Source organism: Pelagicoccus mobilis (assembly GCF_016595505.1).
GTDB classification, from domain to species: Bacteria; Verrucomicrobiota; Verrucomicrobiia; order Opitutales; family Opitutaceae; genus Pelagicoccus; species Pelagicoccus mobilis.
The window spans coordinates 1-10,529 of the sequence record NZ_JAENIL010000014.1 but is presented as its reverse complement, the minus strand read 5'-3'; the positions used below and the strand labels follow the sequence as shown (position 1 = coordinate 10,529).

Sequence of the window (10,529 nt, the reverse complement as noted above, 5' to 3'; positions counted from 1 at the left end):
AACTCGAAATATGAAAACAGGAAAACACCTCATGCTCGATTGGTTCGAGCGCGTCTGGAGACGCAACGATATTAACGCCATCGCCGAGCTCATGGCTCCCGATTGCATTGTGCACGGACTCGGAGTCCCAGTCACCGGTCCCGATGAGTTCAAAGGGTTCCACCACACTTTCATCCAAGCGTTCGGAGAGCCATCAGTAGATGTATTCGAGATTGAAGAGATCGAAGACAAGACAATCGGTCACGCCACTTTCAGAGCTACCCACAAGTCCAGCAACCAAGCCATCGAGTTCGTATTCAGCTTCTCCGTACGCTGGCAAGACGGCAAAGCCATCGAAGCACGCAACGTCGTAGACTTCACCAGCATGCTCGCCCAAATCGGAGCCATCGCCCCCAACACCCTCATAAACGCCCTACTGCCTAACAAGTAAACCCCATCCACCTCACCCCTGTAGGGCGGCGCGTCGAGCCGCCAAAATCAATCCACTTCGAACAACAAATCCCCCTTCATCACCAGATCGCCTTCCTTGCTCGCGACCTTCTTAAGGACTCCTGACTTGGGAGCGAGAATCTCGTTCTCCATCTTCATCGCTTCGAGGATGAGCACCGATTGCCCCTTTTCGACTTTGTCACCTTCCTTAAGCATCAAGGCGATAACTTGCCCCGGCATGCTGGCAACCACGTCCCCAGCGATCTTCTTAGGAGCTGGCGGCGGTCGGTAACGCGTCGACTCGATCTTGTCGATGTTCACCGGATACGGCACACCTTTCACCACCACCTCCTCCGGAAATCCGTCTCCCCGACGTCTTACCCGAACGTGGTAGAGGCGATTGTCGATCATCACCGTCTTTACCGCGCCATCCGTATCAGTTTCAAGTATACGCACCATCCGCGTCGCCTTGTCGATTTGAATGGGCGACTCCTCCATGAAGTCGTACTTGCCTTCGATGTTAATGCTACGCTTGGCGTCCGCCTGCCTTACCTTGTATTTCATCAGTCAGATCTCCCAATCGCTATTTCTGCCGGTTAAACCAATCACTGGCCATATCCCAAATTCTCGACTTCGAGTTGCTACGCGCCTGCTCCAGCAAATGCTGCTTGCTCGAGTCCCTATGCAACGACAATGCCGCCACCAGCGAGGCGATCTCCGAATCAAGCGGCGTGCGATAACTCTCGAAGATCCGATCTCGATTCTCTTCCGTAGTCAGGAACTGATTGTCGTAGTCGCCACTCAAATACGGTGGATACGCCATCAAAGCCCTCATCAGCGGGATACTCGTTCGAATTCCATCAATGTGCAGACAATCAAGCGCTGTCCGCATCTTGTTGATCGCCTTGTCACGATTGTTTTCCTTAGTCATCACCAACGCGATAATCGGATCATAGAACGTGCCCACCGAATCGTGCGTATGTACGTTCGTAAGACTGTATACGCCATCTCCATAAGGAAGGTCGAGACGGTCGATTTTCCCAGGCGACGGAGCGAAATTGTTCTCCGTATCCTCCGCCGAGACAAACACACCAATCGCCACCTTGTCCGTATCGACTGCCTTCTGCCCAAACGATAGAGGCTGCCCCGCAGCGATACTCACCTGCTCCCGTAACATATCGACACCCGTAAGAAGCGACGTTACGGCATGCGACGGCTGAATGTAGCTATTAACCTCAAGCAGATAGGCCTGATCTCCATCCAGCAAAAACTCGACCGAGACGAAACCCTTCAAGTCTAGCTGGTCCACTAGCATCTCTACCGCCGAACGAAGCTTGTTCCGCAAGGAGGCGGAAATGAAACTACAAGGCGATTCCGTAACCAACTTTTGGAAACGCCGCTGGATCGTGCACTCGCGCTCAGGGAAAACCACCCGGTTTCCATTCACATCCCTCGCCACCGGAAACTCCACGTGACGCGCGTTCTTCACGCACTTCTCCAAGTACACTCGCTCGGGCTGAAACAGAAAACGCTCCGCCTGACTAGTGATGCTTCGGTAATTCCCCTCGATCTCGGACTCCCGTTCGACCACACGCAGACCGATCCCACCATAGCCCTCGGTCGCTTTCATGACCACTGGATATCCGATATCACTCGCCGCCGCCTTCAGCTCCTCCACATCGCTGGAGGTTTCCGATCCCGGAAGAATCGGCATCCCCAACCCTCGCCCAAACTCCCGAAACGCCGACTTGTTGGACAACAAATCGATCGCGTTGAACTCTGGCGAAATCAGCAAAATTCCTTTCTCGTTCAGCCGGCGTTTAAACTCCACGTTTTGAGCCAGAAAGCCATACCCCGGGTGCACAGCATCAACCCTCAGCCGGTCCGCCAACTCTACAATCTGATCAATATCCAAATACGGGATACCTGACGATTTGACAGTCAGTTCATAGGCCTCGTCCGCATTGCGAACGCCCGCGCTATTCCTATCGTTCGGAGCGTAAATCGTAATCGCCTTACAGCCCAATTCCTTCACCGCCCGCACGCAATTCGCCTGAATCAACCCGCGGTTCGCTACCAGTACAGATGAAAACATGTCTCTATGTATTCAAATTTTAGATCAAAGCGGAATATTCCCGTGCTTGCGCCGCGGCGTTATTTGTCGCTTGCCCAAGTTGGACTTCAAGTAGTTTATCACCGTCGAGCGCGTCTGGTTCGGTTCGATCACGTTGTCGACATAACCCATCGAGGCTGCCAGCTGAGGATTGGCGAACTTGTCCGTATACTCGGACTCCAACTCCTTCGCCCGCTCAGCCTGGTCCTCCGCTTCCATGATGTCCTTGCGGAAGATGATGTTCACCGCCCCCTTGGGGCCCATCACCGCAATTTCAGAGCCTGGCCAAGCCACCACCATATCCGCTCCCAGATGCTTGGAGCACATGCAGATGTAAGCGCCCCCATAGGACTTTCTCATGATGACCGTAAGCTTCGGTACCGTTGCTTCCGAGTAGGCATACAACAGCTTCGCTCCGTGACGGATAATCCCGCTGTACTCCTGATCAGTCCCCGGCAAAAAGCCCGGCACATCCACCAGCGTCAGTAGTGGAATATTGAATGCATCGCAAAACCGCACGAAACGAGCCGCCTTATCCGAAGCATCCACATCCAAGCAACCAGCTAGGTTCTTCGGATTGTTGGCCACCACTCCAACTGAGATCCCGTCCATCCGAGCGAAGCCGATACTGATGTTCTTCGCAAAATTCTCCTGCAGCTCAAAGAAACTTCCAGAGTCCACCAGGCGATCAATCACACCACCGATATCGTACCCCTTGTTCGGATTAGAAGGCACAAAACTATCAAGCTCCGCCACATCCAACTGAGGCACCTTCGAAGGGACTCGCGCGGGAGCATTGTCATTGTTAGCCGGCAGATAAGACAACAACACCTTCACCCAGTCCAAAGTCGTCTCGTCATCCTCGCCCACATAAGTCGCCACTCCAGACTTCTCCATATGGATATCGCCGCCGCCCAAAGTATCCTTCGTCACATTCTCACCAGTGACCGTCTTGATCACCTCCGGTCCAGTGATAAACATGTACGAAGAATCCTGAACCATCGCTACAAAATCTGTAATGCCTGGCGAATACACCGCTCCACCCGCGCACGGCCCCATGATCACGCTGATCTGAGGAATCACCCCAGACGCCTTCGTATTGCGGAAAAAGATTTCACCATACCCGCAAAGAGCGCCAATCCCTTCCTGGATACGCGCCCCGCCAGAATCGTTGAGCATCACCATCGGAGCTCCATTCGCGATCGCCACATCCATGATGTTCGCAATCTTGCGACCATGCATCTCGCCCAGCGAGCCACCCATCACCGTGAAGTCCTGAGCGGCTATATAAACCAGCATCCCATTCACCCGGCCAAATCCAGTCACGACGCCATCCCCAGCGACGCGAGACTTCTCCAGGCCGAAGTTCGTGCTCCGGTGATCGATAAAACCGCCCACTTCTTCAAAAGTCCCCGCGTCGAAGAAATACTCGATCCGCTCCCAAACCGTAAGCTTTCCTTTCTTGCGCTGCGAATCCAGCCGCTTCTCACCGCCTCCCAAACGCATACTCGCCTTTGTTTCGCGGAGTTTTCCGATTCGTTCCAGATTCACTGTGTCAACGCTCATAACTAATAGCAGGGGTTAGAACTATTAGCATACGTGTTAGGATTAACATCCCCATAAGTCGAGCTGCTTACCACAAACCAGGGCACTGATTAGCTAAGCGAAACAGAGCCATAACCTAACCTACACACCACCCAAAACCTCTACTAATAACCCCAAGAACACCCACGAATAAACACCTCAGTATCCCACATCCAAATACGCACCTGTAGCACGACCCACCGAGCCCGTCACAACCTCCCCTGTAGGGCGGCGCGCCGAGCCGCCAAGGCCCCCCTCCTTTGAATATATGATACCGCAGACCAAAAGACCTGAACAATTAAGGTAGCGCCCGTTGTCCCAAACGGGCACCCTCAAATCAAATCGCCGTTGAGACAGCGGCCGCTACCTTCTCGACAGCGAAGATATCAAAGCTTTTTACGTGTTGTATAAGTCACTCGATATCAAAAGCGGGCGGTTTGACAAATTCCCCAAGCGTGGTTAATTACCTAGCCTGCTTTGGGACTCCCTAAGCAAAGAGACTGTTACCAACAAGGGATCCTGATCAGGACATTAGTCCATCATTCGATTGATTCTAATTCAGTAATCAATGCGGAATTTTCTCCACGCATAGCGTGCTCCCGCAACGTCTCACCCAACATCCAAACCAACTCATGACAATTTCGCGTTCGGTTACACCGCGAATAATAACAAAGGAGTGGAATAATATATTATGAACTCTGAATCTATTCCATCTGGCAACGCTCACATCCTGAAACGCGAGTCCCCTGCTTTTAGGTTCATGCGTCTTAGCGTATCCCTCATTTTTATCTGCAGTACACTATTTATCTCCGAGCTGTCCCAAGCCGTGGATTTCCGTCTCATTGGAGACATCGACGGGGAGACCTTCGAGGAGATATCCGGCTGGTCAGTATCCCTGAATTCGGACGGCATGATCCTAGCAGTCGGTGCTCCAGGAAAAGACGCCAGCTCGCGCAAATCAGGCCAAGTCAGAGTCTACCAATACAACCTCGCCTCGGCGACATGGACCCAGCTGGGTAGCGATATCGATGGAGAAGCTGCATTCGACCGATCAGGCAAGTCCGTGTTCATGTGCTCGGACGGAAGAACCTTGGCGGTCGGAGCGCCATTCAATGACGGTAACGGTCTCAACTCCGGCCAAGTCAGGGTCTACCGATACGACGACGCCTCAGCGGATTGGAGCCAGTTGGGTAACGACATCGACGGAGAGACCGTCTACGATCATTCAGGCTGGTCAGTATCACTAAACGCGGACGGGACCATCCTAGCGGTTGGCGCTCCGCTCAATGACGGCAACGGGGACAATTCCGGGCACGTAAGGGTCTACCGATATGACGCCAATACAGCAGCCTGGACCCAGCTGGGTGATGACATCGACGGTGAAGCCAAGTTAGACCACTCAGGTGGTAGCTCAGATGGTTCCAGCGGAGTAATCGTATCCCTAAGCGCAGACGGGACGATTCTCGCGGTAGGCGCTCACTTCAACGACGGCAACGGGGACGATTCAGGACATGTAAGGGTCTACCGATATGACACCAACACGGCAGCGTGGAGCCAGCTGGGCGACGACATCGACGGAGAGGACGAACGAGACCAGTCCGGCAGGGCTATATCTCTAAGTGCGGACGGGACGATCCTGGCTGTTGGCGCACCACGCAACGACGGCAACAGCACCGACTCAGGACATGTTAGAGTTTACCGGTACGATGCCGTTTCCTCAGCCTGGAATCAGTTGGGCGATGACATCGACGGAAGCGAAGAACTCGATCAATCAGGCGGGGCGATATACCTGAGCGCGGACGGAACGATCCTGGCGGTTGGAGCCCCACACAACAACAGCAACGGATCCGACTCCGGACAAGTGAGAATCTACCGGTACGATACCGTTTCGTCGGGTTGGAAACAGCTGGGTAGCGACATCGATGGCGAGACAGGCAACGACCACTTTGGCAAGACATTATCCCTTAGCGCAGATGGAGCTATCCTGGCGGTCGGTGCTCCTTTCCTCGATCGCAATGCGCGCGATGCTGGCAACGCTAGAGTCTACAAGTTACTCAACCCCAGTGAAGCATCCTTAATCCGTATCGAAAAGCTGGAGACTGACGTTGCGATACTACAGCAACAAATGCTGACCTTGCTTGATTTCATCGATGCCTTCGACGAGGACCTCTTGATCCACGTTCACGATAAGAGCGTTCCGGGAAAATACACCGACGTAGCGGAAACAGGGTTTCAAGGTCCCGATCCAGATCCAGATTCCGGCTCAGATCCAGACACAGACCCAACCTCTAACGTTGTAGTCAACGGAGAGTTCGACACAATTCTTCTACCATGGAGGTTCTGGTCGGACCAACCGTCCAACAGCGCAACGGTATCCGACTACAACGGTTTGAGTGAAGTCGCCATCGTGACTATAAACCAAAGCGGGAACAACATACAACTCTACCAACCTAGCATCGAACTGGAGCCGAATACCGACTACATTCTCACGTTCGACGCGTACTCAAATACTGGGCACAATGTAAGACTCTCGGTTTCCAGGCACGATGCGCCCTACACAAACTACGGACTGCACAGAGTTGACGTGGACCTAGGGGACGAGACCACGGGATGGCAAACCTACACGGTACCATTCACAACAAGGAACTTCGTTTCTCCAGTATCCAACGGGAGGCTCTCGTTCTGGTTCGCCAACGACGCCCTCCCGGGAGATCACTACGTATTCGACAATGTGAAACTCGCCCTCGCTGCGCCATAAACGACTAAGCGGACAACAGAGAAGTCACAGCAAACGGCGTCGTCCAAGCCCACAACCACCTCCTCCATATTTCAGTTTTCCCAACACTGTAGGGCGGCGCGCCGAGCCGCCATCCCCCGCACACCCGAAGCCCCCCCTCTAGGACCTTCCCCCCGTCCCCATAATCAGCGAAGAGGGTCATTCACCCAACCTGCTCGCTTTCATTTAATTAGCGGAACACAATCCAAGTATTCCCCGTAATTCCTCTTGCGAATACCTAGCGGGATCAGTAGGGCTTCGAGCGAACTTTACTCTCGAGCCTTATCCCCCTACCCACCATCCGCAACTCCCACTTTACTACACTGAACCTGTCCCGAACGCTCACCGCAATTGCTGCCTTCATCATCGCCGTCACCCTAGGAGGCCAGGCTTCAGCAAACGGAGAAAGTAGCGAGCTTTCCGAGCGCTTCCAGACAATCGTCGCACAGGAAACCGAGCTCACTCTTGGTTTCGTCGAAGGCCTCACAGCGGAGCAAGAAGCATCATACCGCACCGCCATGTCTAAATTCTTGGCGACATCGATGTTGCTACGTTTTCAAATCCTCGACGATGCGGTAGCCAAAAACGACAAAACCCTCCTGAAGAAGCGAAAGAAGGAAATCGAACAAGCAACCCAAAGCGCCAAGCGCGAGCTCGCCCCTCTCCTGAAGGCAAAGAACAAACGAACGGTCAACGACTACCTAGCTTTCCAGAAAGAACTCGGCACCATCTACCTCGAAGCGACACGACGATGGAACCAATTTTTGAAGCTGATGAAGAAAGCGGAGCTCTCTTCAACGCAAATGGACGAGTTAAGGAACCGCCTCGTCCCCTTTTACCTCCAACATCTCACCGTATACGCGTTAAACTGGGATCTCGTTGGAGCTCACCCGTCAACGTTTCCCAGCGAACGAAAAGGAGTGTTTCGACCAATCAGGCAACTCTTTCAAAAAACTCAGGCGGAAGCCCGCGGGGTTCTCACCGAAACTCAAATGAAGACATTCGAGAACGCCATGAGAGAAACGACACGCCTAACCACCCCGATCATCATCACGCAACCAACCTTCGCCTCTCGCGTCTACCTGAGCCCAAACGTAACAACCCCGAGCATGATGATGCACCCATAGGCATATCCACAATCTAATCACAAGAAACACTCGTGCGTGAACACCTGTAGCACGCCCCACCGAGCCCATCACAACCTCCCCATTCCGGTTTCGCCTACCTGTAGGGCGGCGCCCCGAGCCTCCAAAATCACTGTAGGGCGGCGCGCCGAGCCGCCACATCCCCCAGGGCCCGCGCCTAGCGCCTTCACCCCTCCGCATGGCCAGATTACAGGGGTCATTCTCCTATCCCACCATCCCAGCTCGGAATTAGTTGCCCTTAACCTAAGTATTTACCGTAAAACCTCTTGCGGACACTCAAGGCAAACAGTACTTCTCTCCAAGTCCCATGGTCCGCCTTTCCTCCCCCATCTCTTCGCGCCTCATCCTCGCTGGTTCCTACGCCGGGATCGCAGGTGTCACCTTTTACCTCGTCACAATTCTCTTCTTCGGGATCGACATAGATCTAGAAGAGGAAGCCGTAAACGAGTCCCTTCACGGCGTTTTCAACTATCTAGAGCTCGCCATCCTCATGCTGCAAGCGCTCGGCCCCGTCTTCGGCATGATCGTGACCGCCATCCCATTTTTCCCTTTCACCTTTCTCTACGCCTCCTGGGTCTGCCCCAGCCGTATCACGATAACCAGTACGGAAATCCGGGCAAAATTCTTCGGCGCCGAAAAGACCTGGCAGATGAGCGAGCTCGAATCGGTCAAATTCCAGCACGCCAGCGACCAAGAGTTCATCATCCTCAAAGTATCCGGCAAGACCCTCAAAGCTGAAATCGAACACGGCAACTGGGGCCGCATCCGCGACCTCCTCCCTATCGAAATCGCTGTAAAGGCCGGAACCTAGAAACCTCCCCCCATCATCCTAAGCACGAGCATGCCATCCACCCAATCAACCAGTGACAACATCGCACTTCTAATCGACGCCGACAACGCTCCGGCCGCCAAGATAGACTTCATCATCGCAGAGCTCGCCACCTACGGAGTGGTAAGCATTCGTCGAGCATACGGCAACTGGAAGAAAACCACTCTCTCCGGATGGGAAAAAGTCCTCCACGAATACGCTATCCAACCCGTCCAGCATTTCGACATAATCAAAGGAAAAAACGCATCCGACATGGGTCTCCTCATCGAAGCCATGGATATCCTTTACACCAAAGACGTGAGTACCTTTTGCCTCGTTTCCTCGGACTGCGACTTCACTCCGCTTGTCCTTCGACTCCGCGCCGACGGCAAACAAGTAATCGGCTTCGGTGACTCGAAAACGCCCGCTCCCTTTGTAGCCAGTTGCTCACGTTTCCTATATCTCGACGACCAGAAAAAATCCAAAGAGCCCGAGAAGGACAAGACCACTGCCGCCCCAAACCTCAAAGGAGACACCAAGCTCATGAACACGCTCCGCAGCGCAGTAACAGCATGCGCCGAAGAGGACAGCTGGGCATATCTAGGTCCAGTAGGTCAACACATCCAAAACCAAGGATCTTTCGATTCAAGAAACTATGGGTACTCTAAACTAAGCGAGCTATTCGCCGCCATTGACACATTCGAGATCAAAAAACGAAAGAACGGTACTGCATCCAGATTTTCAGTAAGGATAAAGAAGTGATTTCCAAGCGAATGGGTAGCGATCGCTGCCCCCAATCGCCAATCCAAACACACCTCCGTAGAACAGACGCCCTCCTCTTCACACTCCACACTTCCCTTCACCAAGCCCCAGTATCCGTTTTGCTAAGTCACTATCCGAATAATCAGGCGCCCCACCCCGTCCAAAGCCTTCGAGCGCGGCAAAGCCGCTCCGGCTCAAACGGTTCTCTCGACATACAAATACGGGGGCTAAAGTTAGACTCCTTGTCGGATAACCAAAGTAGAATTCACTTTGGTTATCCGACAGCGATTTTGTCTAAGTCGTTGACAAAAGCACCTCCCACTAGGTATTTATCTCTAAAAAACTGTCGGATAACCAAAGTCAGTTCACCCGACAAATTTGTCGCTTAATAATACTGTTCGACGAAAAAAAACTGAACCATACAGAAAACCTGAGAAAGCAAATGAGACTGAAGTATCCGAATATCGCATTCCTTCTCGGATTCACACCTTTCTTTCTCCTAGCTCTTTCAACCTATCTAAAGGGCATTGAAGAAAAATGGATCCCAATCTTGATTGTCGTCATTTCCTTCGGATCAGGAGCACTGTTTTACTGGATAGCCAAAAAGAACACCAACAAAGAAGAAAAGACCAACGAAGCATTCGTAAAAACGAAGAATCGGTTGCCCAAGGAATCCAACTCGTGAATACAAAAACAGATAGGTCGAACCAGGCAGCTCACACAATGTCGGCAAACGCTCGCCTCTTTCGTGACGACCGCATGAAAATCAACATCACAACTAATGGAACCTCAACCGAAGCCGACATCGTGTGGCTTTGACGATATGCAGATAAGATGAAAATCAGACTCCTCCAGTTTGCCCTGCTCGCACTCTTCATTCCATCAGTCGCGACCTCAGTGGCTTTCAAGAAA

The 10,529-nt window shown here is 52.8% G+C and carries 10 protein-coding genes; 7 read left to right on the top strand and 3 right to left on the bottom strand.

Annotated elements, in window-relative coordinates; translation table 11 throughout:
• Positions 1-10 precede the first annotated feature (10 nt).
• Positions 11-430, top strand: coding sequence for an ester cyclase (locus tag JIN87_RS08910; RefSeq protein ID WP_200355203.1), 420 nt, complete (start codon positions 11-13; stop codon positions 428-430).
• 47 nt (positions 431-477) lie between these two features.
• Here the strand turns inward: JIN87_RS08910 and JIN87_RS28740 are convergent, their stop codons facing one another.
• From JIN87_RS28740 to JIN87_RS08895, 3 genes are read right to left on the bottom strand one after another with little or no spacing between them, the layout of a single operon-like run.
• Positions 478-993 (bottom strand): biotin/lipoyl-containing protein, encoded by a 516-nt coding sequence (locus JIN87_RS28740; RefSeq protein ID WP_200355202.1) that lies wholly within the window; start codon positions 991-993, stop codon positions 478-480.
• 19 nt (positions 994-1,012) lie between these two features.
• Positions 1,013-2,524 carry an ATP-binding protein gene (locus JIN87_RS08900; RefSeq protein ID WP_200355201.1) on the bottom strand — a complete coding sequence of 504 codons (1,512 nt, stop codon included), beginning with the start codon at positions 2,522-2,524 and terminating at the stop codon, positions 1,013-1,015.
• A gap of 24 nt (positions 2,525-2,548) precedes the next feature.
• Positions 2,549-4,108: an acyl-CoA carboxylase subunit beta gene (locus JIN87_RS08895; protein ID WP_200355200.1), complete on the bottom strand. Its 1,560-nt coding sequence runs from the start codon at positions 4,106-4,108 to the stop codon at positions 2,549-2,551.
• A gap of 709 nt (positions 4,109-4,817) precedes the next feature.
• Between JIN87_RS08895 and JIN87_RS08890 the strand changes: the two genes are divergently transcribed.
• The 6 genes from JIN87_RS08890 to JIN87_RS08865 all read left to right on the top strand — a co-directional run bounded on the left by JIN87_RS08890 (position 4,818) and on the right by JIN87_RS08865 (position 10,436).
• A complete protein-coding gene (locus tag JIN87_RS08890; protein WP_200355199.1) occupies positions 4,818-6,884 on the top strand; it encodes a carbohydrate binding domain-containing protein in 2,067 nt (688 codons plus the stop codon).
• Positions 6,885-7,420: 536 nt separating this feature from the next.
• Positions 7,421-8,029, top strand: a complete 609-nt coding sequence (locus tag JIN87_RS08885) for a hypothetical protein (protein WP_200355198.1) — start codon at positions 7,421-7,423, stop codon at positions 8,027-8,029.
• A gap of 325 nt (positions 8,030-8,354) precedes the next feature.
• A complete protein-coding gene (locus tag JIN87_RS08880) occupies positions 8,355-8,858 on the top strand; it encodes a hypothetical protein (protein ID WP_200355197.1) in 504 nt (167 codons plus the stop codon).
• A 30-nt stretch (positions 8,859-8,888) separates the two neighbouring features.
• Positions 8,889-9,617 carry an NYN domain-containing protein gene (locus tag JIN87_RS08875; RefSeq protein ID WP_200355196.1) on the top strand — a complete coding sequence of 243 codons (729 nt, stop codon included), beginning with the start codon at positions 8,889-8,891 and terminating at the stop codon, positions 9,615-9,617.
• A 442-nt stretch (positions 9,618-10,059) separates the two neighbouring features.
• Positions 10,060-10,302 (top strand): hypothetical protein, encoded by a 243-nt coding sequence (locus tag JIN87_RS08870; RefSeq protein ID WP_200355195.1) that lies wholly within the window; start codon positions 10,060-10,062, stop codon positions 10,300-10,302.
• Complete coding sequence (locus tag JIN87_RS08865) at positions 10,299-10,436, top strand: hypothetical protein (protein WP_200355194.1); 138 nt, start codon at positions 10,299-10,301, stop codon at positions 10,434-10,436. The genes JIN87_RS08870 and JIN87_RS08865 overlap by 4 nt, the downstream gene beginning before the upstream one ends.
• Positions 10,437-10,529: the final 93 nt, after the last annotated feature.